20 protein-coding genes are annotated in these 22,877 nt (G+C 73.6%); 19 read left to right on the top strand and 1 reads right to left on the bottom strand.

The window, feature by feature from the left end; translation table 11 throughout:
* The 15 genes from ABZY33_RS16215 to ABZY33_RS16145 all read left to right on the top strand — a co-directional run.
* Nucleotides 1-3,949: SDR family NAD(P)-dependent oxidoreductase (locus ABZY33_RS16215; protein WP_356492210.1), on the top strand; the 3,949-nt coding region annotated here is incomplete at its 5' end.
* A gap of 154 nt (nucleotides 3,950-4,103) precedes the next feature.
* A complete protein-coding gene (locus tag ABZY33_RS16210; RefSeq protein ID WP_356492209.1) occupies nucleotides 4,104-5,612 on the top strand; it encodes an MFS transporter in 1,509 nt (502 codons plus the stop codon).
* Between the two features lie 309 nt (nucleotides 5,613-5,921).
* The gene (locus ABZY33_RS16205; protein WP_356492208.1) at nucleotides 5,922-6,623 is read left to right on the top strand and encodes a hypothetical protein; all 702 of its coding nucleotides are present in this window, start codon (nucleotides 5,922-5,924) and stop codon (nucleotides 6,621-6,623) included.
* Nucleotides 6,620-8,320 (top strand): GH3 auxin-responsive promoter family protein, encoded by a 1,701-nt coding sequence (locus ABZY33_RS16200; protein WP_356492207.1) that lies wholly within the window; start codon nucleotides 6,620-6,622, stop codon nucleotides 8,318-8,320. Before ABZY33_RS16205 ends, ABZY33_RS16200 begins: the two co-directional genes overlap by 4 nt.
* A gap of 92 nt (nucleotides 8,321-8,412) precedes the next feature.
* Entirely contained in the window at nucleotides 8,413-9,267 is an 855-nt protein-coding gene (locus ABZY33_RS16195; protein WP_356492206.1) for an SAM-dependent methyltransferase, read from the top strand.
* Entirely contained in the window at nucleotides 9,264-10,721 is a 1,458-nt protein-coding gene (locus ABZY33_RS16190) for an FAD-dependent oxidoreductase (RefSeq protein WP_356492205.1), read from the top strand. The genes ABZY33_RS16195 and ABZY33_RS16190 overlap by 4 nt, the downstream gene beginning before the upstream one ends.
* A complete protein-coding gene (locus tag ABZY33_RS16185; RefSeq protein ID WP_356492204.1) occupies nucleotides 10,721-11,845 on the top strand; it encodes a hypothetical protein in 1,125 nt (374 codons plus the stop codon). The genes ABZY33_RS16190 and ABZY33_RS16185 overlap by 1 nt, the downstream gene beginning before the upstream one ends.
* Nucleotides 11,842-12,606 carry a DUF6182 family protein gene (locus tag ABZY33_RS16180; RefSeq protein WP_356492203.1) on the top strand — a complete coding sequence of 255 codons (765 nt, stop codon included), beginning with the start codon at nucleotides 11,842-11,844 and terminating at the stop codon, nucleotides 12,604-12,606. Before ABZY33_RS16185 ends, ABZY33_RS16180 begins: the two co-directional genes overlap by 4 nt.
* A complete protein-coding gene (locus ABZY33_RS16175; protein WP_356492202.1) occupies nucleotides 12,600-13,244 on the top strand; it encodes a LysR family transcriptional regulator substrate-binding protein in 645 nt (214 codons plus the stop codon). The genes ABZY33_RS16180 and ABZY33_RS16175 overlap by 7 nt, the downstream gene beginning before the upstream one ends.
* A complete protein-coding gene (locus ABZY33_RS16170; protein WP_356492201.1) occupies nucleotides 13,241-14,014 on the top strand; it encodes an alpha/beta hydrolase in 774 nt (257 codons plus the stop codon). The genes ABZY33_RS16175 and ABZY33_RS16170 overlap by 4 nt, the downstream gene beginning before the upstream one ends.
* Complete coding sequence (locus ABZY33_RS16165) at nucleotides 14,008-14,856, top strand: class I SAM-dependent methyltransferase (protein ID WP_356492200.1); 849 nt, start codon at nucleotides 14,008-14,010, stop codon at nucleotides 14,854-14,856. The genes ABZY33_RS16170 and ABZY33_RS16165 overlap by 7 nt, the downstream gene beginning before the upstream one ends.
* A 321-nt stretch (nucleotides 14,857-15,177) precedes the next feature.
* Entirely contained in the window at nucleotides 15,178-15,768 is a 591-nt protein-coding gene (locus ABZY33_RS16160; protein ID WP_356492199.1) for a TetR family transcriptional regulator, read from the top strand.
* Nucleotides 15,769-15,966: 198 nt separating this feature from the next.
* Nucleotides 15,967-17,190 carry a methionine adenosyltransferase gene (gene metK / locus ABZY33_RS16155; protein WP_356492198.1) on the top strand — a complete coding sequence of 408 codons (1,224 nt, stop codon included), beginning with the start codon at nucleotides 15,967-15,969 and terminating at the stop codon, nucleotides 17,188-17,190.
* Between the two features lie 158 nt (nucleotides 17,191-17,348).
* Nucleotides 17,349-17,663 (top strand): WhiB family transcriptional regulator, encoded by a 315-nt coding sequence (locus ABZY33_RS16150; protein WP_356492197.1) that lies wholly within the window; start codon nucleotides 17,349-17,351, stop codon nucleotides 17,661-17,663.
* 218 nt (nucleotides 17,664-17,881) lie between these two features.
* Complete coding sequence (locus ABZY33_RS16145; protein ID WP_356492196.1) at nucleotides 17,882-18,430, top strand: ABATE domain-containing protein; 549 nt, start codon at nucleotides 17,882-17,884, stop codon at nucleotides 18,428-18,430.
* A 19-nt stretch (nucleotides 18,431-18,449) separates the two neighbouring features.
* Here ABZY33_RS16145 and ABZY33_RS16140 read toward each other — a convergent pair whose 3' ends face one another.
* Nucleotides 18,450-18,983, bottom strand: coding sequence for a GNAT family N-acetyltransferase (locus ABZY33_RS16140; protein WP_356492195.1), 534 nt, complete (start codon nucleotides 18,981-18,983; stop codon nucleotides 18,450-18,452).
* A gap of 165 nt (nucleotides 18,984-19,148) precedes the next feature.
* Between ABZY33_RS16140 and ABZY33_RS16135 the strand changes: the two genes are divergently transcribed.
* The 4 genes from ABZY33_RS16135 to ABZY33_RS16120 all read left to right on the top strand — a co-directional run bounded on the left by ABZY33_RS16135 (nucleotide 19,149) and on the right by ABZY33_RS16120 (nucleotide 22,877).
* Entirely contained in the window at nucleotides 19,149-19,463 is a 315-nt protein-coding gene (locus ABZY33_RS16135) for a hypothetical protein (RefSeq protein WP_356492194.1), read from the top strand.
* A gap of 113 nt (nucleotides 19,464-19,576) precedes the next feature.
* Nucleotides 19,577-20,269: a hypothetical protein gene (locus tag ABZY33_RS16130; protein WP_356492193.1), complete on the top strand. Its 693-nt coding sequence runs from the start codon at nucleotides 19,577-19,579 to the stop codon at nucleotides 20,267-20,269.
* Nucleotides 20,266-20,991: a hypothetical protein gene (locus ABZY33_RS16125; RefSeq protein ID WP_356492192.1), complete on the top strand. Its 726-nt coding sequence runs from the start codon at nucleotides 20,266-20,268 to the stop codon at nucleotides 20,989-20,991. Before ABZY33_RS16130 ends, ABZY33_RS16125 begins: the two co-directional genes overlap by 4 nt.
* Complete coding sequence (locus tag ABZY33_RS16120) at nucleotides 20,988-22,877, top strand: carbamoyltransferase C-terminal domain-containing protein (RefSeq protein ID WP_356492191.1); 1,890 nt, start codon at nucleotides 20,988-20,990, stop codon at nucleotides 22,875-22,877. Before ABZY33_RS16125 ends, ABZY33_RS16120 begins: the two co-directional genes overlap by 4 nt.

The raw sequence follows: 22,877 nt of genomic DNA, 5'->3' as shown, positions 1-22,877 counted from the left end.
GCTCGGTGCGCTTCATGTGTCCGGGCAGGAGATCGCCTGGGACCGGGTCCTGCCCGGCGCCACCCCCGTCGACCTGCCCCCCTACGCCTTCCAGCGGCAGCGCTTCTGGGCGGAACCCGCCCGGCGCGGTGGAGCCGACGCACGACGGTCGGGCCTCGTAGCGGGCGACCACCCCTGGCTGACCGCGGTGCTCACGCTCGCCGACGGCCAGGGGCACCTGCTGACCGGCCGGCTGGCACCGGCCGAGCACCCGTGGCTGCGCGACCACGCCGTCTTCGGCTCCGTCCTCGTCCCCGGCACCGGTCTGCTCGACCTCGCCCTCGCGGCCGCCCGCACGGTCGGCGCGGGCCGCGTGGCAGAACTCACCCTCGCCCAGCCGCTGGTGCTCGGCGAGAACACTCCCGTGCGGATCCAGGTCAAGGTCGGCGAACTCGACGACGGCCACTGGCCCCTCACGATCCACAGCCAGCCGGAAGCGACCGCGGAGGCCGCCTCCTGGACCATGCACGCGACGGGCCGGCTGGCGGCCGACGCGCAGGACCCGCCGCGCGACGGCCTCGCCGGGCTGCGCGACTGGCCGGTGGCGGGGACCGAACCGCTGCCGCTCGACGGCCTCTACGAGCGGTTGGCCGGCCAGGGCATCGAGTACGGCCCCGCCTTCCGAGGACTCACGGCCCTGGCCCGGCAGGGCGACGTGGTGTACGGGCGAGTGGTCCTGCCGGAGGCCGAGCACGCGTCCGCGCCCGCCTTCGGGGTCCACCCGGCGCTGCTGGACGCGGCCCTGCACACGCTGGCCGGTGTGGACACCGGTGAGCGGCCCGAGGACACGGTGCCGCTGCCGTTCGCCTGGACGGACGTCTCGCTCTGCGCGGTGGGCGCCACCGAACTGCGCGTGCGCCTCGAGGTCGAACCCGCGGTGGCGGGCGCCACCGGCCGCCGGGTCACGGTGCTCGCCACCGACCCGGCCGGCGAACCGGTGCTGCACGCGGCCGGACTGGAGATCCAGCAGGCGAACGCGGCACAGCTACGGGTCGCCGGACCGAGCGCCACCGACCATCTGTACCGCGTCGACTTCCAGCCCGTGGAACCGCCCGGGACCACACCGACCGCCCTCGGCACCGTGGTGCTCGGCGACGGCGACCGCGACCGCGACCGCCACGGTGATGGTGACGCGGTGGCCACGCCCCTGGACGCCCCCCGCTTCACCGACCTCGACACGCTGCTCGCAGCCGGCGACCCGCCCCGCCGGATCGTCGTGGACGCGACGGGCACGGCCGACGAGCCGGACGGCGGCACGACGGCCCGCGCCGCCACCCTCGACGCGCTCGCGGTGTTGCAGCGGCTCCTGTCCGAGCCGAGCCTCGCCGGCACCGAGCTGGTCTGGCTGACCCGGGACGCGGTCGCCGCCCGGCCCGAGGACGGCGTGGCCGCGCTCTCCCAAGCGCCCCTGTGGGGGCTGATCCGCTCCGTACGGGGCGAAGTCGCGGACCGTGTGCTGCGGCTGATCGACCTCGACGGCGGCGCCGAGCGGACCGCGCAGGCGGAACTGCTGGCCGCGGCGCTCACGGTCGAGGACGAACCCGAACTGGCCCTGCGCGGGACGACGCTCCACGCCCCGCGCCTGGTACGGGCGAACCAGGGCGACGGCGCCCTCGTGCCGCCCGCCGGAAGCGGCCCCTGGCACCTCGACCTCCGCGAGAAGGGCAGTATCGACAGCCTCGAACTGGTGCCGGTGGACGACACCGAGCCCCTCGGCGAGAACGAGGTGCGCATCGCGGTCCGGGCCGCGGGCATGAACTTCCGGGACGTCCTGAACGCCCTCGGCATGGTCGCGACCCCCAAACTCGGCCTGGAATTCGCCGGCGTCGTGCTGGAGACCGGATCCGCCGTGGCACACCTGCGGCCCGGTGACCGCGCCATGGGACTGGCGCTCGGCAGCTTCGGTACCGAGGTGCGCGGCGACGGGCACCTGATGGTGCGGCTGCCGGACTCGCTGACGTTCGAACAGGGCGCGACCATCCCGCTCGCCTTCCTCACCGCCTACTACGCGCTCACCGAACTGGGCGCTCTGCGAGCCGGCGAACGACTGCTGGTGCACGCCGCGGCCGGCGGTGTCGGCATGGCCGCCGTGCAGCTCGCCCGGCACGCGGGGGCGGACGTGTACTGCACCGCGAGCCAGGGCAAGTGGCCGGCCGTGCGGCGGCTCGGGGTGCCGGCGGACCGGATCGCCTCCTCCCGCGACACGGACTTCGAGCGGCGCTGGCTGGCCGCCACCGGCGGGGCGGGCATGGACGTCGTCCTCAACTCGCTGGCCGGCGAGTTCACGGACGCGTCGCTGAGGCTGCTGCCCCGGGGCGGTCGGTTCCTGGAGATGGGCAAGACCGACATCCGCGAGGCCCGGGAGGTCGCCGCGGCGCACCCGGGCGTGGCGTACAGCGCCTTCGACCTGATGTCCTTGGAGCCGTCGCACCTGCACCGGATGTTCGACGAACTGACGCACCTCCTGGACCTCGGTGAGATCCGGCCGCTGCCGTATCTCGCCTACGACGTACGGGAGGCGCCCAGCGCCTTCCGCCACATGGCGCAGGCCCGGCACATCGGCAAGATCGTGCTGACCGCCCCCGCCGCGCTCGACCCGCACGGCACCGTGCTGATCAGCGGCGGCACCGGGGAACTCGGCCGCCGGGTCGCCCGCCGTCTGGTGACCGGGCACGGCGTGCGCCACCTCGTCCTGACGTCCCGTCAGGGCGCGGCCGCGCCGGGCGCCGCGGAGCTGACCGCGGAGCTGACCGCGGCGGGCGCCGCGTCCGTACGCGTCGTGGCCTGCGACGTGGCGGACCGGGAGCAGGTCGCCGCGGCCGTCGCCGAGGCCGGACGGGAGCACCCGCTCACCGGCGTGGTGCACCTGGCGGCGGTGCTGGACGACGGAGTGGTCACCCAGCAGACCCCGGAACGGTTCGACCGGGTCCTGGCCCCCAAACTGAGCGGGGCCCGCAACCTGCACGAGGCGACCCGCGACCTCGACCTCGCCGCCTTCGTGCTCTTCTCCTCCGTGGCGGGCACGATCGGTTCGCCCGGCCAGGGCAACTACGGTGCGGCCAACGCCTTCCTGGACGCCCTCGCCGCACACCGCCGCCGCAGGGGCCTGGCCGGGACCAGCCTCGCCTGGGGCCTGTGGGCGCAGGAGGGCGGCATGACGGCGGGGCTCGGCGACGCCGGGCTGGCCCGTATGCGCCGCCAGGGCGCCCTGGCGATGACACCGGACGAGGGCCTCGCCCTGTTCGACGCCGGCCTGGACCGGGCCGACGCGCACCTGGTGCCGGGCAAGCTCGACCTGGCCCGGCTGCGGTCGGCCGACGGGGAACGGCTGCCCGCCCTGCTGCGGCTGCTGGTGCGGCAGAAGCCGAAGCGGGCCGGCCACTCGGCGCAGCAGTCGTCCGCGCTGCGCGACCGGCTGGCGTCGCTGCCGGGCGACGAACGCGCCGCCGCACTGCGGACCTTCGTCCAGCAGGAGGTCGCCGCGGTGCTCGGCCTGCCGGACTCCGCCGAGGTGCCGCTGGACACACCGATGCGGGAGCTGGGCTGGGACTCGCTGATGGCGGTGGAGCTGAAGAACCGCATCGACAGATACACGCGGATCGCCGTGCCCAGCACACTCGCGTACGACTACCCGACGCCGAGCGCCATCGCCGGTTTCCTGCACGCGCAGTTCACCCCCGACGAGCCGGCCCCCGAGGACGGGCCCCCGCTCGACCCGGCCGGGGCCGCGCAGTGGGCCCTGGGCCGGATCAGCGCCGAACAGCTGCGCCACAGCGGGCTGCTGGACCGGCTCCTCGAACTCGCCCGGCCCGAGACGCAGGACAGCGCCGTGGCCGCGCTGCAGAGCGCCGAGGACCTGACGGCCGAGGAGATGGACCGCGCCCTGGACGCCGTGCTCGGCACCCTGTGACCCGCCCGCCGCGCCGCTGCGGGAACGCTCGAGCGCGGCTCGAGCACCGGTGGTGAAGGTGGTGGGGGAGCCGTCCGCCCGTGGCCGGGCGGGCGGAGCCCCGCGCGTCCGGCCGGCCGCGCCCGTCCCCGCCCCTCACACAGGAGCTGATCAAGTGACAGAGACACCACAGGCTCCCCGGGGCCGGTGGGTGGCCCTCGGCGTGCTGGGCCTCGCCTCCTTCCTGGACGGCCTCGACACGAACATCGTGACCGTCGCGCTGCCCAGCATCCAGCGGGACCTGGACGTGGGCTTCGCCACCGCACAGTGGACCATGGCCGGTTACGCCCTCGCCTTCGCCATGTTCCTGATCACCGGCGGGCGCCTCGGCGACATCCTCGGCGCCAAACGCGTCTTCATCACCGGCGTCGCCCTGTTCACCCTGGCCTCCGTCGTCGCGGGCCTCGCGTTCTCCCCGGTGATGCTGGTGGGGGCGCGCTTCGCGCAGGGGCTCACCGCCGCCCTGATGCTCCCTCAGGTCATGGCGGTCATCGTCAGGGTCTTCGACCGCAGGGAATGGCCGCTCGCGGCCGGCCTGGTGGGCGGCATGCTCAGCATCGGAAGCATCGGCGGCCCCCTGCTGGGCGGCCTGCTGACCGACCTGGACCTCATGGGCCTGGGCTGGCGCACCGTGTTCTACGTCAACGTGCCCGTGGGCCTGTGCGCGCTGGTCCTCGGCGCCCGGTACCTGCCCTCCTTCCGCGCCGAGACACCGGCTCGGCTGGACATCCCCGGCGTGGCGCTGCTCACCGCGGTCTCGGTGGGACTGCTCTACCCGGTCATGCAGGGCAGGGAAGAGGGCTGGCCGGGCTGGATGTTCGCGATGGCGGGCGCCGCGGTGCTGCTGCTGCTCGTCTTCGTCGGCTACCAGCGCAGGCGCCACCAGGCGGACGGCTCCGCCCTGGTGCCCCCGACCCTCTTCCGCCACCGGTCCTTCTCGGTGGGGCTGCTCGTGTCCCTGCTCGCCTTCACCGGCATCTCCTCGTTCTCCTTCGTCCTGACGTACCACCTGCAGTTCGGACTCGGCTGGTCCGCCGGGGCCACGGCATGGGCCATCGCCGCGTGGCCGCTGGGCATCGTCGCGACGTTCCAGATCGCCTTCCGCCTCAGCGCGGGCCGGGAACGGCTGTTCGTGGCGGCGGGCGCCGTCGTGATGGCGGCCGGCTCACTGGCCGCGCTGTGGTCCGTGCACGCCCGCGGCGCGGAACTCACCTGGCCGTACGTGGCGCTGGCCGCGCTGCTCACGGGGCTCGGCATGGGACTGTCGACGCCGATCCTCGCCACGTCCGTACTGGGCGACCTGCCACCGCAGGACGCGGGCGCGGGGTCCGGGGTGGTCAACGCCACCACGCAACTGGGCTCGGCTGTCGGTGTCGCCGCCGTGGGCGCGCTGCTCTTCGCCCTCGTCGGCGACGTCCCGGGAGCGCCGGCCGACCGCGCCGCCGACTTCAGTGCCGCCGTGCCCCTGACGCTCTGGTGCAACGTGGCCGCGTTCCTGCTGACAGCCGTGCTCGCCCTGCTGCTGCCCCGTGGCCACACGTCCGGGTCCGCGAACGGCGCGGCGACGGAAGGCCCCGCAGCGGCCGGCCGGCCCGACGGCGCCCTGGTGGCCGATCCGGTGTAGCCGGTCCGTACCGCCGACGCTCAGGGAGACCGCGTTTTGAGCGGCGGTGAACCGATCCTCGTCCCGAAGGGGGCCCCTTGTGGGCCCCCTTCACCGTTGACAGGCCCAGAAGCTCCCGGAAGCGCACCGGACAGCTGGGCGGCGCCTCGCGAAGCGTTCCAGCGCGACTGGAGAGACCAGGGCCGGTCCGCCCGTCGGAGCTAGCGTGCGGCAGACGGTTTCGGCCATGACGACAGGGCCGTGGCGCCGGACTCCGGTGCACCGCCACCGCCGGCCGTCGCCACCTCGCGACCACAGACCAGGAGAGTCATGTCCCGACGCCTCTTCTTCCCGCAGTCCGCGACCGAGACCTACCCCGGCACGATCCCTGACCAGAACGCGACGACGGACCGGCCCTTCTACGTCCTGCTGGGGCCGGACGGGGCCGGCAAGTCCTCCGTGATGACGGAGATCGCCGACCGGCTGCCCGGCTGGCGGACCCTCTCCACCGACGACGCGTTCGTCGGCCCCGAGCACCGGCTCGTCACCCGGCTGCGGCACGACGTGGTCGAGGGACTCCTGCCGAAGCTCGGCACCGACTACTCCGCCGACTTCCTGGCCGGCCTCCTGCAGACCGCCGTCATCCACCTGAAGGACCAGGTGGAGCGCTACGACCCGCGGGTCCCGCTGCTGGTCGACTCGTACTACTACAAGATCCTCGCGAAGTGCCGGCTCGCCGGCGTCCAGGACAACCCCATGTACACGTGGTGGCGCTCGTTCCCGCAGCCGCGCGCGGTGGTCTACCTCGACGTGTCGCCCGAGACCGCCTGGCGGCGCTCGGGGAACGGCGCGCGGCTCAACCCCCTGGAGTACTTCGGTGCCCGCCCCGAGTGGCTGGGCTTCGAGAGCTACCAGAAAGGCCTGCGCAAACTCATGTGGGAGGAGATACAGGACATGCCGGTGACCGTCATCGACGAGCGACCCGACACGGCACGGACCGCGGACGCGGTGGTGGAGGTGCTTACCGCATGAGCGACACCACAGCGGCCACCGGCTGGGCGGCCCCCGGCCATGCCGACCGCTACCGCGAGCGGGTCTTCGCCGAACGCGGCCGGCTGGCCGCGCAGTGCGCGGACGCGGCCGGGTGGCAGGGGCGCGTCCTCACCGACCTCGTGGAGTTCAACGCCGGCACCGAGTTCGGCAGAGCGCACGGGTTCGACCGCATCCGCTCCGTCGACGACCTGCGCAAGGCCGTCCCCGTGCAGGACTACGCCGCCCACGCGCCGCTGATCGAGCGCATGGCGCAGGGTGAGACCGGCGTGCTCACCGCCGACCGGCCGGCCGTCTACTTCACCAGCAGCGGCAGCACCGGCGACCACAAGAAGATCCCGGTCACCCCGCGGTTCATGCGCACCACCTTCTTCCCGTTCTACTACGCGGCCTGGGCGCCCCTGCTGGAGAACTTCCCCGACGTCACGGCACGGGCCGACGCGGTGCTCAACCTCAAGCACGACCCGCTGGCCGCGCCGCCCACCACCCGCGACGGCCACCCCCATGTCGGGGCCAGCCAGGTCGACTTCGGCGCGAAGTTCGGCGAGCCCCTCTCCGCGGAACTGGGCACCGCCGCGCCCTGGGCCACGCTGCCGGTGGACGTCGCCCCCGACGACCACCTGGAGAAGATGTACCTGCGGCTGCGGCTGGCCGTGCAGAGCGACGTGCGCTGCGTCATCGGTATCAACCCGGCGATGATCGCGGCCGTCCCCTACCAGCTGAACCTCTGGTGGGAACGCATCGTCAAGGAGGTGCGCGACGGCCTGCTGGGCGGGGTGCGCGCCGTCGCCCCGGACCCCCGCCGCGCCGCGGAACTGGAGCGGCTGGCCGACTACTTCGGCACCGTGACCCCGGCCCACGTGTGGCCCGGCATGCGGGCCCTGTTCGGCTGGACGACCGGCGTCGCCTCCCTCTACCTCCCGGCGCTGCGCGCGGGCTTCGGCGCGGGGGTGACCGCGCTCCCGGCGCCGGTCGCCGCGTCGGAGGGGCCGGTGGGTGTGCCCCTGGACCGGCACGGATCGGCGGGCAGCCTCGTGGCGTCGGCCGCCGTCTACGAGTTCGTCGACGCCGCGACCGACCTCACCCCCGACGCCGACACCCTGCTGCCGCACGAACTGGAGGAGGGCCACGAGTACCACGTGATCTTCACTCACGTCGGCGGTCTGTACCGCTACGCCGTCGGAGACGTGGTCCGGGTCGTCGACCGGACCGGCGGGGTACCGCGCCTCGCCTACGCCGGGCGGGCCGGGCGCTCCGACGCGGCCGGGGAGCGGCTGCGCGAGTCGCAGGTCGTCCGCGCGCTGCGGACCGCCCTCACCAGGACCGGCCTCGAACTCGTCAACGTCGCCTGCCGGACCGGCGGATCCGCCGGGACGGCCCAGCACTACACCTTCGCCGTCGCCCCCCGGTCGCCCTGGCAGCCGTCCGAGGCCGCGAGCTTCACCGCCGCACTCGACGCCGAGCTGGGGCGGGAGTCCGCCGACTACCTCCGCGCCCGCACCGGCGGCCGGCTGGCCGCCCCCCGGCTGCGGTTGCTCGACGCGGAGGCGTTCCACCGCGACTGGCACGCGGCGGTCGGCAGCGGCATCCGGCCCACCCAGGTCAAGGACCGGCTCTTCCGCCAGGACCCCGCCCTCTGGCAGCGGCTCACCGGCACCGCCGCCCCCGACCGCACCTGATCCACCGGCCGGAGCGCGGCGCGCCCCGCCGCCCGGCCGCACACCGCTTCGGCCACCGTCCCGACCTCTGCCCCGGACCCCGAGGAGCCCCCATGACCGACCTCAACCCCGTGGAACGGACCGCGTTGCTCACCGCCGCCCTGCGGGCCGCGGAGACCCGGCGCGCGGACCGCCTCTACGAGGACCCGTACGCCGCCCGGCTCGCCGGCGACGCCGGTCCCGGACTGCTGGCCGAGGTGCGGGACGCGACCTTCCCGCCGGACCGGCCGCGCACCCTGCCCAGCACCCCCGACTACAACGCGATCCGCACCCGGTTCTTCGACGACTTCCTGCGCACGGCGGCCGCGGACCCGGACCTGACCCAGGTCGTGCTGGCCCCGGCCGGCATGGACTCCCGGGCCTACCGCATGCCGTGGCCGGAGCACATCCGCTACTTCGAGATCGACCGGCCCGCCGTACTGGAGTTCAAGGCGGAGCGGCTCGCAGGGGTCGCCCCGCGGGTGGCGCACCGCACCGTCGCCGTCGACCTCACCGCGGACGACTGGGAGAGCCACCTCGTCGACGCCGGGTACGACCCCGAACTCCCCGCCATCTGGCTGCTGGAAGGGCTGCTCTACTACATCCCCGAGCCGGACACGCACCGCATGCTGAAGCGGGTGGCCGCCCTCGCCGCGCCCGGCAGCCGTATCGCCGCCGACCTGGTCAACGAGGCCGCGCTCGAGCTGCCCGAGATGCGCGGCCTGCTGGACGTCTTCGACAGCTGGGGCTGCCCCTGGCTGTTCGGCAGCGACGAGCCCGAAGCGCTCTTCGCGCGCTACGGCTTCGACGTCCGGGCCGCCCAGCCGGGGGAGGAGGGCGCCGACTTCGGACGGTGGCCCGACCCGGTGCCGCCCCGGGACGTCAAGGACGTACGCAGGGTGTTCTTCGTCCACGGACGGCTGCGTTGATACCGGCGGCCGACCCGCCCGTCATCGTCGTGGGGGGCGGGGTGGCCGGCCCGGCGACCGCTCTGGCGCTGGCCCGCCGCGGGGTGCGCGTACGGCTCCTGGAGCGTTCGGGCCCGCCGCCGGACGGCCCGGCGGCCAAGGCCGCCCAGCTGTGGGAGCGGCCCGCCATGCCGCAGCGCGGACACTCCCACGTCCTCAACTCCCTGGGCGTGCGCGTCCTGCGCCAGGAGGCGCCCGACCTGCTGGCGAGCGCGCTGGAGGAGGGCGCGCGCCTGCTGGACCTGACCGAGGCGGCGCCCGGCGCGGCGGCCGGAGGCGGCGCCGCCGACCCGGAACTGGTGACCCTCGCGGTCCGCCGCTCCCTGCTCGACCTGCTCCTGCACCGGGCCCTGGCCGCCCAGCCGGGCGTCGTCGTGGAGTACGGCACGACGGTCCGTGGCCTGTGGCTCGACCCCTCCGGGAGCCGCGTGCGCGGGGTGTGGACCGGCCGGGGCGAACGGATGGCCGCCCGGTCGGTGGTGGACGCCACCGGACGCGGCGCCGCTTCCCGCGCCTGGCTGTCGGCGGCGGGCGCGCCGCCCGCCGCCGACCTGAGCGACCCCGTACGGCTGCGCTGCTTCACCCGCTTCTACCGCCTGACCGACCCCGACGGCCCGCTGCCCGGCCCCCTCAACCGGGGCAACGCCGCGGGCGCCGTCTGGGACCACTACGCGGCGGTCGCGCACCCGGCCGACAACGGTGTCTTCGCCCTCTCCCTCGGCACCCTCACCGGCGACACGGCCACCCGCGCCCTGAGCGCTCCCGCCGCCTTCACCGCCGCCGCCCGGCTCACCCCGCACCTTTCGGCGTGGACCCGCCCGGGCGTCGCGACGCCCCTGACCGACGTCCGGGTCATCGCCGCCCCGGCGAACACGCTGCGCGGCACCGTCCGCCCCGGCGCCCCCCAGGTGGCCGGGGTGTTCCCGGTCGGCGACGCCGCCTGCGTCACCGACCCGCTCTACGGGCGCGGGCTCTCCCTCGCCCTTCAACACGCCTTCCGGCTGGCGGACCTCCTCGCCGGCCACCCCGCCGCGGACGCCGCCCAGGCGGAACAGGCCGCCCAACTCGCCGACGGGATCATGCGCCCCTGGTACGAGCAGGCGGTGTACGACAGCCGGGCCCGGACCCTGCTGTGGCAGGCCCGCGCAAACGGCACCGCCCCCGCGGCGCCGCGGCCCGCCGCCCCCGGCCGCCCGGACCTGGCCCGCATCGGGCACGCCGCCGCCGGCGACGCCACCGTATGGCGCGGCCTGACCCGCGTGCTGATGGGGCTGGACACGCCTGCCCAGGTCTTCGACAGCCCCGCCTTCCGGGACCGGGTGACGGCGGCCGGCCCGGCCACCGCCCCGGCCGGCCGGCGTCCGCCCACCCGGCAGGACCTGCTGGCCGCCCTCACCGCCGCCGGGGAGGGCTGATGGCCGGCCGCAAGAAGGTGCTGATCGCCCCGATCACCGTCACCCCGTCCAAACCCCTGACCCCCAGCCACCTCAAGGGTCTGTTCTGGACGGACGTGATGTACCGGGCCACCGCGCAACTGGCCGACGTCACCTACCGCTACAGCCACACCACCTACCACCCCACCGAACAGACCCTGGGCTTCTGGGAGTACCTCGACCGCACCCGCGGCGACACCGACTACGCCCTCCTGTCGGAGGAGGACATCGGTGAGCTGTACGTCGGCTACCGGGCCGAAGGCAGGTCCGTCACCGCCGAGGACGTGCGCCCGTACGCCGACGCCGTCGAGAACAACGGTTTCGTCCATCCGGCCGGTGCCCGCGTCCTGCGGCTGTGGTCCGACCACTACCGGCGTCTTGGCCTGCACGACCCCGGGCTCCTCGCCCACCAGCCGCCCGGCCTCGGCCTGGAGGAGATGGTCGACACCCTGACCGGCCTCGGCATGGGCCTGGACCAACGCGGCGTCGGGGGACCCGTGTTCCTCGACGCCACCCGGTTCGGCCTGCCTCTGCGCCAGGTCATCACGGCCGACGGCCGCCCCAACTACCTCGCCTGCGCCCTGCGCGAACTCCTGCCGCTCGCCGCCTGTCACGACGAGGTGGTGGTCCTGTACGACCGCGAGCTCGACCCCGACTACCAGCTCCTCGAACGCGTGCTCACGCGGCAGGGACCGACGGTGCACCGCGTGCCCATCGGCCGCGTGCCGATCGACGGAAAGGTCACCTCCGCACGGCACGGCGGCTGGCACGACCACACCGTCGCCGCCCTCCTGCGCTCCGCCGGCGAGGAGTACGACCCGGCGGTCCTGCGGCTCGGCATGCGCCTCTACTTCATCGCCCTCCTCGGCCCCGGACAGCGGGAGTCCTTCCGCCACGACCTGCTGCGCAAGAGCCTGGCCCGCGCGGGACAACTGCTGCGCCGGGCCGAGGACGTACCGCCGTGCGAGCCCGGCGACCTGGCCCGGCTGCTGGCGGCCCACCGGCGCGACCACACCCACGTCGACCCCTACCGACTGACGTCCTCCCTGCTCGGCCGGGGCCGTCACACCCCCGACCGCTCCCTGCTCACCACGGTGTTCCTATGACCCTCAGCTCCGAGACCCTGCTCACCGTGGCGGCGGACCGGCTGCGCGCCCTGCGCCCCGAGATCGCCGCCCGGCTCGATCTGTCCACCCCGGCCGCCCTGCGCGACGCCAAGGCCGCCGTCAACGCCCCGGTGGCGGACACCCAGGACGAGACCCTGGTCGTCACCGTCGTCGGCGACCTCTCCCCCCTGGTCTGGGTGCGCGAGGCATGCCGCTTCGCCCTGTCCGTACCGGCCGACCGGGCCGTGGCCTGGCAGCGCTCCTTCACCCGCACCGTCTACCTCGCGGGCCGCCCCGACAACCTCCGGGAGCGCTTCGCCTTCGACCACATCTCCGCCGACGGCTCCGTGGCGTGGGCCGGCCCCGCCCCGTCCGACACCACGCGTGCCCTGCGCCGGCTCCTGCGGACCTTTCACGGCGCCCGCACGCTGCCCACCTGGACCCCCACCACCGTGGAGATCCCCGAACCGGTCACGCCCGACCCAGAGCCCCGCCCGCGCCACCGGCCCCCGGTCCACCGGGACCTGTACATCGCCACGGCGAAGGTCACCGTCGCCGACGCGCTCGTCCAGGTGAACCACCTGCTGGCCGAGGCGGTCCTGGAAGGGGTCATCGCGCCCGGGGACCACGTGACCCTGCGCCCGGTGCCCCGGCTGTCGGGCCTGGACATGCCGTTCGCCGCCCTGCGCGTCGACACCGACAACCAACGCCCGCACGAACTCCGCGCCTACGCCGGACTGACCCAGGAGACCGCATGGTGACCCACGCCCCGCCCACCGCGCCCCCGGACCCGACGCGCCCCGTCCGCCTGGGCATCCACGGCTCGCCGCACCTGGCGACCGGCATCATCACCGCCGCGGGCCTGCGTCCGGACGCCTTCGCGTTCGTCCCCTACGACGTCACCGAACCGTTCGTCCCGCTGCGCGACGGCACCGTCGACGCCATGATCGTCAAGTACGACATCGAGGAACCGGACATCGCCTTCAGCAGGCCGGTGGCCCACGACGCGCGGGCCGTGATCGTCGGCGCCCACCACCCGCTCGCCACCCGGGAGACGGTCTCCGTCGAAGAGGTCGCCCGCTACGACGCCTTCGCCCGCCCCGGCGACTTCCCGGCGCACGTCTGGGACCGGGTCGTGCCCCCGCGCACCCCCGCCGGCGCGCGCATCCGCCGGGTCCACCGGATGACGACGCTCGAAGCGATGAACGCCATCCTCGCCACCACGGACGCGGTCCACCTCTCCTTCCTCTCCCTCCGGGACGTCGTGCCGCCCGGCATCAGGGTCGTACCGGTCCACGATCTGCCGCCCGCCCCGGTGGCGCTGGCCTGGCTGCGCGAGCCCGGGCCGGCGCGGCACGTCACGGAGTTCGTCGCCGCGGCCGGCGGAGACCGGCGATGAGCGCCGCGCGGCGCTGCCCGGTCGTGCTGCTGCACGCGCTGTCGCTGGACGCCTCGATGTGGCAGGAGACGCGCGGCGCGCTCGAAGGACGGGGGCACCAGGTCGTCGCCCCGCACCAGCGCGGTTTCGGTGGCACGCCGCTGGGCCCGGCCGGCCCCTCGCTGGACGTGGTGGCGGACGACCTGGCGCGTACGCTCGACGCCGAAGGCATCGAACGCGCCGTCCTCGTGGGCGCGTCGATGGGCGGTTACACCGCGATGGCGTTCCTGCGCCGCCACCCCGGCCGGGCGCTCGGCCTGGCGCTGGTCTCCACCCGGGCCACGGCGGACGACGCGGCCGCGCGCACGGCGCGCGAGCGTTTCGCCGCCGCCGTCACCGACCCCGAGCGGGGACCCGCGCTGGTGGCCGCCGCGGCCGGGCAGCTGGTGGGCCCCGGCACCCGGGAGCGGCACCCGGCGCTCGCCGCCCGCGTGGCCGCGACGGCGGCCGCCGCCGAACCCGCCGCGCTGGCCTGGGCGCAGCGCGCCATCGCGGCCCGCGAGGACTGCCTCGACGTACTGCGGGCGACGGACGTGCCCGCCGTGGTGATCACCGGGCAGGAGGACACGCTGATCCGGCCCGCCGATGCCGCCGCGGCCGTGGCGGCCCTGCCGAGCGGACGGTGGCAGGCGCTGGCCGGAGCGGGGCATCTGCCGCCGCTGGAGACCCCCGGACCGTTCCGGGCCGAACTCGACGCCCTGCTGGGCCAGGTACAGGAGGCGGCATGCTGACCGACGACCACCGGGCGTGGGGCCATGCCGCGTCCACCGGCCTCGGCTTCACCCACCACACCATCGTCGACGCGCACTTCCAGGCCTGCCGCGAGGACTACCTCCAGCTCCTGGACCGGGCCGGGATCCAGCCGGGGTGGCGGGTGCTCGACGCGGGCTGCGGCAGCGGGGACTTCCTGCCGTGGCTGGCCGAACTCGTCGGCCCGGACGGGCAGGTCAGCGCCGTCGACCTCGCGGCGGAGAACGCGGCTCTGGCCCGCCGCCGCCTGCCCGGGCACCCCGCCCTCAGCCCCGCCCGGGTGCACCAGGGCGATCTGCGCTCCCTGCCCTGGCCGGACGACACCTTCGACGCCGTCTGGTGTGCCAACACCGTCCAGTACCTGGACGACGCCGAACTGGGGCAGGTCCTCGCGGAACTGCGCCGCGTCGTGCGCCCCGGCGGGATCGTCGCCGTCAAGGACCTGGACGCCCACCTCATCACCGCCCGCCCGGCCGGTCCGTACCTCTTCTCCGACTTCTTCCGTGCCGCGGGCGCCCGCCCCGGCTACGCGCGGCAACTCCTGCGCACCCGGGACCTCTACCGCCATGTCGAGGCGGCCGGATTCCGGGACGTCCGGCAGCGTACGGTGCTCATCGAACACTTCGCCCCGCTGGGCGAGGCGGCCCTGCGCTTCTACAAGGCCGCGTGCGCCCGGCTGGCCGCGCAGGCCGGCGACCTCGGTCTCGGAGCGGGCTGGGAACCCTTCGCCGACCCCGAGAGCGCGCACCACCCGCTGGACCGTCCCGACGGCTACATCGCCGAGGGGAACACCCTCGCGGTGGGCGTCGTCCCGCCTGGCTGATCCCCGTAGGCACCGACAGTGGCCGGCCCCGTCGAAGCGACGGGGCCGGCCACTGTCGTGCGCCGGAGGGGGCGTCCTGTCACCGGCGGGTGCCGGGCTTGGGGAGCGGGCGGGGGCGCGGGACGGAGCGCGGCTTGGGCTGGCGGACGTCGTGACCGCGGCGAGCGCCGTCGAACGGCGCGAACGAGAGGGACTCAGGTCGGTCGAACTGGTGTACTCGCATGTTGACTCCCGGAGGTCGCTGCGGTGTACTTTGATTGCAGTGGTTCGACCGTAGTACTTCACTTGCAGTGGTGTCAACACCTTCCGGAGGGAATTCCCTTGCGACAGAACTCGGCACGCCGTACCGCCCTCCTCGACGCGGCCATCGAGGTCCTCGCCCGCGAAGGCTCGCGCGGCCTCACGCTGCGTGCGGTCGACGCCCAGGCCGGCCTGCCCATCGGCACCTGCTCCAACTACTTCCGCAACCGTGACGAGCTGCTGCTCCAGATCGCGGGGCGTACCCACGAGCGCATCACGCCCGATCCGGACCAGGTCACGCAGACGATGCGCGCCAAGCCCGACCGCGACCTCGTGACGCTCCTGATGCGTCAGCTCCAGGGGCGCATGGAGGCCGACCGGGCGGGTTACCTCGCCATGCTGGAACTGCGCCTGGAGGCCACCCGCCGTCCCGGACTGGGGCGCGAGCTGAACAAGGTCCTCAGCCAGGTGCTGGAGGACAACGTCCGCTTCCACCTGGACGCCGGGCTGCCCGGCGACCGCATCGACGTCGTCGTGCTCTACCTCGTCATGCACGGCATGATCCTGGACGACCTCACCGTCCCCGAGGTGCTCGCGCCCTACGCGGGGGCCGACCTGGTCGGCGAGTTCACCCGGCGGCTGCTGGCTGACGACACCGTCCGTGCCGGGTGAGCGTCGCCGCCCGGGAGGTCCGGCAGGCGGCCGCCCGGCGCCGGGAACTCCGACGAGGCGCGAGCGGCGGGCGAGGCACTGCCGCGAAAGTGGCGTCGGCGGCAGACCGCGCCTTCGCGCCAGGCCCTGGCCGCCGCGGCGAGGTCGTCCCATCGCCACCGCGCGCCCGCCGTACCTCCTACCAGAACATGGAGAGCCATGTCCCGTCGCCTGTTCACCTCGGAGTCCGTGACCGAGGGCCACCCCGACAAGATCGCGGACCAGATCAGCGACACCATCCTCGACGCGCTGCTGCGGCAGGACCCCACCTCCCGCGTCGCCGTGGAGACCCTCATCACCACCGGCCAGGTCCACGTGGCCGGCGAGGTCACCACCAAGGCGTACGCGCCGATCGCGCAGCTCGTGCGCGACAAGATCCTGGAGATCGGCTACGACTCCTCGAAGAAGGGCTTCGACGGCGCCTCGTGCGGCGTCTCGGTCTCCATCGGGTCGCAGTCCCCGGACATCGCGCAGGGCGTCGACACGGCGTACGAGAACCGGGTCGAGGGCGCCTCACGCCACGACGGCGGGGACGAGCTGGACCAGCAGGGCGCCGGCGACCAGGGCCTGATGTTCGGCTACGCCAGCAACGAGACCCCGAACCTGATGCCGCTGCCCATCGAGGTGGCCCACCGCCTCTCACGCCGCCTGACCGCGGTCCGCAAGGACGGCACCGTCCCCTACCTGCGCCCCGACGGCAAGACGCAGGTCACCATCGAGTACCTGGGCAGCCGCCCGGTCCGGCTCGACACGGTCGTGGTCTCCTCGCAGCACGCGAGCGACATCGACCTGGACGCGCTGCTCACGCCGGACATCCGCGAGCACGTCGTCGAGCATGTCCTCGACGGCCTCGCCCAGGACGGCATCAAGCTGGAGACCGAGGACTACCGCCTCCTGGTCAACCCCACCGGACGGTTCGAGATCGGCGGCCCGATGGGCGACGCGGGCCTCACCGGCCGCAAGATCATCATCGACACGTACGGCGGCTCCGCGCGCCACGGCGGCGGCGCCTTCTCCGGCAAGGACCCGTCCAAGGTGGACCGTTCCGCCGCGTACGCGATGCGCTGGGTCGCCAAGAACGTGGTGGCCGCCGGTCTCGCCGCGCGCTGCGAGGTCCAGGTCGCCTACGCGATCGGCAAGGCCGAGCCGGTCGGTCTCTTCGTGGAGACGTTCGGTACCGCGGCCGTCCCGCAGGCCGACATCGAGCGGGCCATCAACGACGTCTTCGACCTGCGCCCGGCCGCGATCATCCGCGACCTCGACCTGCTGCGCCCGATCTACTCCCGGACCGCCGCCTACGGTCACTTCGGACGTGAACTGCCCGACTTCACCTGGGAGAAGACCGACCGCGCCGAGCAGCTCAAGGCCGCGGCCGGACTCTGACCCGCCCCTCGGTCCGCCGCCCGGACGGCGGACCCCCCGGCCAGATCTCCGTAACTCCCCGTTCAACCAATGGTGATGGGGTGCTCGACCTCGGGCAGGTAGCGTACTGTCACCCGCCAACTGCACCGAGAGACCAGAGCTGAGCAAGGGGCGGGACTGTGGCTGACAGCAGGGACACCTGGTGGGAACGAGCGGCGTGCCGCACGGCGGACCCGGAGGAGCTGTTCGTCGAGGGAGCCGCGCAGACCGGTGCCAAACGGATCTGCTCCGCCTGCGTGGTCAGGACCGAGTGCCTGTCCCACGCGCTGGACCAGCGGATCGAGTACGGCGTCTGGGGCGGCATGACCGAACGGGAACGCCGCGCCCTGCTGCGCCGCCGCCCGACCGTCTCCTCCTGGCGCCTGCTCCTGGAGACGGCGCGCGCCGAACACGGCCGGCGCCCGGCGCGGCCACAGGACGCGGCGGCTTCCTGAGCGCGCCGCCGCACGGCGCGGGGGCGGCTCTCCCGGCTACAGCCTGAACCGGGAGAGCCTCGGCGCGGCAGACCCCGCGGGGTTTCACTGCTGCACGCACCGTCCGCACCGGGTGTCCCGCCGGACGGGAACCACACCTGCGTTCTGGTTCGTAGGGGGCCGGGATCGTCTTCTGGGCCGGGGTTGTCTTCTGCCCGCTCACCGTCCAGAATGGTTACGTGCACCATGCTTTCCCCTGCGGGACGCTCCCCCTCGACTTCGTCGGCACGCTGCGCGCCCGCCGCAACGACCTGCCGGCGGAGAAGCTCGCCACCCCCGGGCTGCTCGACGCCTGGTTCGTGGAGTCCGGGATGCTCGATCTGGCGCCGGGCGCGAGCGAGGTGGACCTCGCCCTCGCCGTCGACCTGCGCGAATCGATCTACGACCTGGTCGTCGCCCGCATGGACGGCAAGCCGCTGCCCGCCGAGGCCGTCGCCGAGCTGAACCTGCACGCGTCGGGGCTGCCCGTCACGCTGCGGCTCGGCCCCGACGGCGCGACCCGCACCGGTTCGGTCCCGCAAGGGCTCGCCGCCCTCGCCCGTGAGGCCGTGGAGATCCTCGGCGGCCCCGACGGCGCGCTGCTGCGCGAGTGCGCCCGTCCCGAGTGCACCCAGACCTACCTCGACCGCTCGCGCGGCCACCGCCGGGAGTGGTGCGCGATGCGGACCTGCGGCAACCGCGTCAAGGCCGCGACGTACCGGGCCCGCCGGCACAGCGCCCAGGACTGACCGCCGGCCGCCGCACGCCTCACGAGCCGGAGTCGGCCCACAGCATCTCGGAGTCGTGCACCTCACCGGTCGGCCGCATCCCCAGCGCCGCCGCGACGCCCTCCGAGGCCCGGTGGCCCGGGTGCACATGTGCCACGCACCGCACCACCCCCTGGGTACGCAGCCACGCGGCCATGGCCGCGGCGCCTTCCTTGGCGTAACCGGCCCCCTGGAAAGCGTGGCCGACCACCCACGCCAGCTCGGCCTCGACCCGCTCCGGGTGCGCCCGGTAGAGCGTGGCCTGCACCGTGCCGACCAGCTGCCGGGTGGCCCGGTCGCGCAACAGCCAGTTGAGCCAGCCATGCCGTCCGTCGGGTGAGCGCCCCACGACCTGGCGCCGGTAGCGCGCCGCCAGCTCCTGCGGCGTCGGCGGGTCCCCGCCGATCCACGTGTGCAGCCGCGCGTCGCCGAGGACGGCGGCGGCTTCCGGGGCGTGCGCGACGGTCAGCGGTTCCAGCAGCAGCCGCGCCGAGTCGAGCTGGGCGGCGCCGGGCCAGGAATTCGATTCAGGCATGCGAGCGATTCTAACCGTCGCAGCTCAGAAAGGGTCCGGGCCCTGTCCAGGACTGATTCGCGAGCGGTTCTCAAGCGGTTCTCAAGCGGTTCTGGCCAATCTTTGTAGCGCCGCACCAGGCAAGAAGAACCGGGCATCACCGCCCGAAAAAACGGAGGCAGAAGAATGACGAACGGAACTGACGTCACCACCCAGAACCCCGACATTCTGCTCGACGCCGAACTGGACGCCGCGGCGCTGGAGGCGGCACTTCCCACGCTGGCCGAGAAGCTCGCCGTGCTGGCCGGCGACCTCTCCACGGACGAGCGCGCCGTGCTCAGCTCGATCGTGACCTCGGCCAGCCTCAACCTCCAGGAGCTGCAGAAGGGCAACGAGGAGGCGCTGTTCGTCTTCGCGAAGCCGATCTCGGCCGCCGCCACCCCGGAGATCCGCAGCCGCCTCATCGGCCTGCCGAACGAGCTGGGTCTCGTCGAGGACTGAGCCGGAGGCACCGGGCCGGCACCTCTCCACAGCGGAGAACAGTAAATAACCGAGAAAAGTCAGGGGATCTCGAAATGGCGTCTGCGGGCGAAGCTTCGGTAGTGGTACAGCGGTTGTCTCAGCTGTCGACGGGCCTCACCGCCGCAGAACGAGAGAACCTGAAATTCCTGCTGAGCATGGCCGCCGGTGGAATCATCAGCGGCCATGCCCAGGGAATCTCCAAAGAACTCCGGGACAAGGCACTCGGAGTTTCGCAGCAGTCGCTGCCGAAACTCCTGGCCGGCCCGCGAGAGAAATACCCCACCGGCATCGTGTTCCACGGCCGGGCACCCTTCCTCTCCGACGAACAGCTGACCACCCTCGACCAGGAGTCGCGCGAGTGCCGCTCCCGGGCCGAGCGGTTCATGGACCACTACGTGGCCTCCGGCGCCCCGGCGGCGAGGGAGGCGTCCCTCAGCGAGCCGGTCCGCGCCTTCCTCGGCGAGACCGTCGGCGCCGTCGCGCCGACGCGCCGGGCCAACTACCTGTACTACGACGAGCCCGGACTCGGCATCGATCCGCACGTCGACAAGGACGAGTTCTCGCTGAACATCCTCACCATGCTGGAGCACCGCTCGGGCGGTGGGCAGCGCTCCGAACTCATCCTTCACCCGCCGGGCCAGGACGCGATCCACTTCCACCTGCAGCCGGGGGAGTCGCTGGTCTTCTTCGCGGACAGCGTGACCCACCAGCGCACCAGGACCGTCGCGGACGAGTCGATCCGCCTGGTCTCCTTCGGCTACCGCACCCTTGAGGGGAACTCATGAGTGACACGTCGACCATGGGCCGGCGCCTCGCCGGTCTGCACGAACACCTGTCGCCCGCCGAGCAGGCGAACCTCAAGCTGATCCTGGGGCTCTCCGCCGGACGGCTCGTGGCCTCGGGCGAGGCCGGGGCGGCGCCGGGACGCGAAGCGGTCACCGACGCCCTGGAGATCCTCTGCCCCTACGACGTCGCGGACCCCCGCGGGGTGCAGTACCGAGGACGCCCCGACTTCCTCACCGAAGAGGTGCTGACCTCCCTCATCGCCGAGTCGCGGCACGTCGGCAGGACCGCCGTGCCCTACGACGAGCACTACCTCGGCCACGGCGGGCCCACCGCCAACCGGCTGGCGACCAGCCGTGAACTGGCCGACCTGGTGGCCTCGGTGGTGCCCAGGGCGGAGTCGACCGGGGTGGCGAGCTACCTCTACTACCGCGACGCGGGCCAGGGCATCATCCCGCACATCGACACGGACATCTTCTCCCTGAACGTGCTGATGATGCTCGAACACGACATCCCGGCGGGGACGCCGGAGCCCTCCGCGCTGCACATGCACTACGCGGACGGCAGCAAGGAGCGCTTCCAGTTGGAGCCCGGCGAGGTCGTCATCTTCCTGGCCGGCACCCAGGCCCACAGCCGCACACCGATCCGCCAGGACGAGCGGGTCTCCATCCTCACCTTCGGCTTCATGCCCGAGGGTGCTCCGCTGGACAACTACAAGCAATGACGGTCGCCCTCGGAATCCACTGTGGACACGAATCGTCCTGCGCCGTCGTCCGAGACGGCGTCCTGCTGGCCGCGATCCAGCAAGAACGGGTGACGCGGCGCAAATACGACGGCCAGGAAGCCCTGACCGACCGGCTCCCCGTGCGGGAGGTCCTCGCCGCGGCGGGGCTGACACTCGACGACGTCGACGTGATCGTCAGCTCCTTCCAGGCGGCGGGCCCCTCCGGCGTCGGGCTGCAACGGCCGCTGCTCTCCGCCTCCTTCAGCCTCTTCGACCCCTTCGACCCCCGCCACCACGTGGTCTCCCACCACCTGGCGCACGCGGCCTCGGCGGTGTACCCCTCGGGCTTCCCGGCGGCGGCCGTGCTGGTCTCCGACAGCGCCGGCACCACCTCGCGGGACGGCAAGGACTTCTACGTCCCCTTCGAGGAGTTCTTCCGCACGTACTACAGCGACGTGTCCGCCCCGGCGGTCCGCACCGAGATGCGCTCCCTGTACGCGTTCCGCCACGGCCGCTTCGAGCTGCTGGAGCGCGCGTTCAGCCAGCCGCACAACCAGCCGGACGTCTTCGTGCAGAGCGAAGCGAGCCTCTACGACAACGTCGCCAGGTTCCTGTTCCGCAAGGAGCACGCGCACGGCCAGCTCATGGCCCTGGCCGCGCTCGACAGCGACCGGCCCGCCCGGCTGACCGCCGACGACATCGTCACCCCCGGCAGCCCGCCACACCTGCACAACGGCTGGCAGCTCCTGGAGGCGGCCGCCGACCTCACCCAGAACGTCGACATCGCCCGCGCCACCCAGGAGGCCTTCAACCGCCTCATCGTCGCCCACGCCGCCCGCGCCGTGGACCTCAGCGGCCTTGCGGACCTGTGCTGCGCGGGCGGCGTCTTCCTGAACCTCTCGGGCAACAGCGCCATCCACGAACTGCCCCAGGTCCGGAACCTGTACGTACCCTCCTGCCCGCACGACGCGGGCATCTCCACCGGCGCCGCCTACCTCGGCTGGGCCCGCACCGAACCCACCCCGCCGGCGGGCGCGGCGAAGGTCACGTGCGACTTCCTGGGGCGCGCCGCCGAACCCGTCACGGCGCACCAGGCGGAGGGCCACGGCTACACGGTGACCGCCACCCCCGACACGGACCTGAACCGCGCGGCCGCCGGTGTCCTGCTCGACGGAGCCGTCATGGTCCGCTACGCGGGCCGGGCCGAGTTCGGCCCGCGGGCGCTCGGCAACAGGTCGATCCTGTGCCACCCGGTCGCCTGCCAGGACGCCAAGTCCAAGCTGAACAGCATCAAGAAGAGGCAGCCCTGGCGCCCGGTCGCACCCATGGTGCGGACGGAGGACCTGCACACGTACTTCACCGGGCCCGACGAAGCGCCCTTCATGAACTACGACTTCATGGTGCGCGAGGAGTACCGGGCCGTCCTCAAGGAGATCGTGCACGACGACGGATCGGCGCGGGTCCAGACGGTGACCCCCGACGACAACCCCGCCATCCACGAGATCCTCACCCACATCGCCGCGGCAGGTCAGATCCCGGTCCTGGTCAACACGTCCTTCAACGGGCCGGCCCAGCCGATCATCGAATCCGCGGACGACGCGCTGGACTTCGCCCGCAACCCGGAGATCGCGTTCCTCCTCGCCGAGGACGGCCTCTTCCGCTCCCCGCCGCCGGGCAAGACCCCCGTCCGGCGCTCGGCGGCGACGGCGATGGCGGCCTTCGGCTCCGGCGCCGACACGCGGTACGTGCTGAGCAACGGCGAGGCCCAGGTACCCATCGGCCGCGACCTCTTCGTGGCCCTGCTGGAGCAGGAGGCCGTCCTGACCGACAGCACCGCCGCCGACGTCGTCGCCTGCCTGCGCGCGGGTGTCCTCACCCGAGCCTGA

The sequence above is a fragment of the Streptomyces sp. NPDC006552 genome (genome assembly GCF_040611655.1).
In the GTDB taxonomy this organism is placed as follows: domain Bacteria; phylum Actinomycetota; class Actinomycetes; order Streptomycetales; family Streptomycetaceae; genus Streptomyces.
Note: the sequence above shows the minus strand (reverse complement) of the source record. Positions and strands in the feature narration are given on the sequence as shown.

Bases quoted from the DNA above. Each gene is read 5' to 3' on its own strand.
- ABZY33_RS16205 (WP_356492208.1), top strand. From the start codon at position 5,922: ATGTCCCGACGCCTCTTCTTCCCGCAGTCCGCGACCGAGACCTACCCC.
- ABZY33_RS16200 (WP_356492207.1), top strand. From the start codon at position 6,620: ATGAGCGACACCACAGCGGCCACCGGCTGGGCGGCCCCCGGCCATGCC.
- ABZY33_RS16195 (WP_356492206.1), top strand. From the start codon at position 8,413: ATGACCGACCTCAACCCCGTGGAACGGACCGCGTTGCTCACCGCCGCC.
- ABZY33_RS16185 (WP_356492204.1), top strand. From the start codon at position 10,721: ATGGCCGGCCGCAAGAAGGTGCTGATCGCCCCGATCACCGTCACCCCG.
- ABZY33_RS16180 (WP_356492203.1), top strand. From the start codon at position 11,842: ATGACCCTCAGCTCCGAGACCCTGCTCACCGTGGCGGCGGACCGGCTG.
- ABZY33_RS16175 (WP_356492202.1), top strand. From the start codon at position 12,600: ATGGTGACCCACGCCCCGCCCACCGCGCCCCCGGACCCGACGCGCCCC.
- ABZY33_RS16170 (WP_356492201.1), top strand. From the start codon at position 13,241: ATGAGCGCCGCGCGGCGCTGCCCGGTCGTGCTGCTGCACGCGCTGTCG.
- ABZY33_RS16165 (WP_356492200.1), top strand. From the start codon at position 14,008: ATGCTGACCGACGACCACCGGGCGTGGGGCCATGCCGCGTCCACCGGC.
- metK (WP_356492198.1), top strand. From the start codon at position 15,967: ATGTCCCGTCGCCTGTTCACCTCGGAGTCCGTGACCGAGGGCCACCCC.
- ABZY33_RS16140 (WP_356492195.1), bottom strand. From the start codon at position 18,983: ATGCCTGAATCGAATTCCTGGCCCGGCGCCGCCCAGCTCGACTCGGCG.
- ABZY33_RS16135 (WP_356492194.1), top strand. From the start codon at position 19,149: ATGACGAACGGAACTGACGTCACCACCCAGAACCCCGACATTCTGCTC.
- ABZY33_RS16125 (WP_356492192.1), top strand. From the start codon at position 20,266: ATGAGTGACACGTCGACCATGGGCCGGCGCCTCGCCGGTCTGCACGAA.
- ABZY33_RS16120 (WP_356492191.1), top strand. From the start codon at position 20,988: ATGACGGTCGCCCTCGGAATCCACTGTGGACACGAATCGTCCTGCGCC.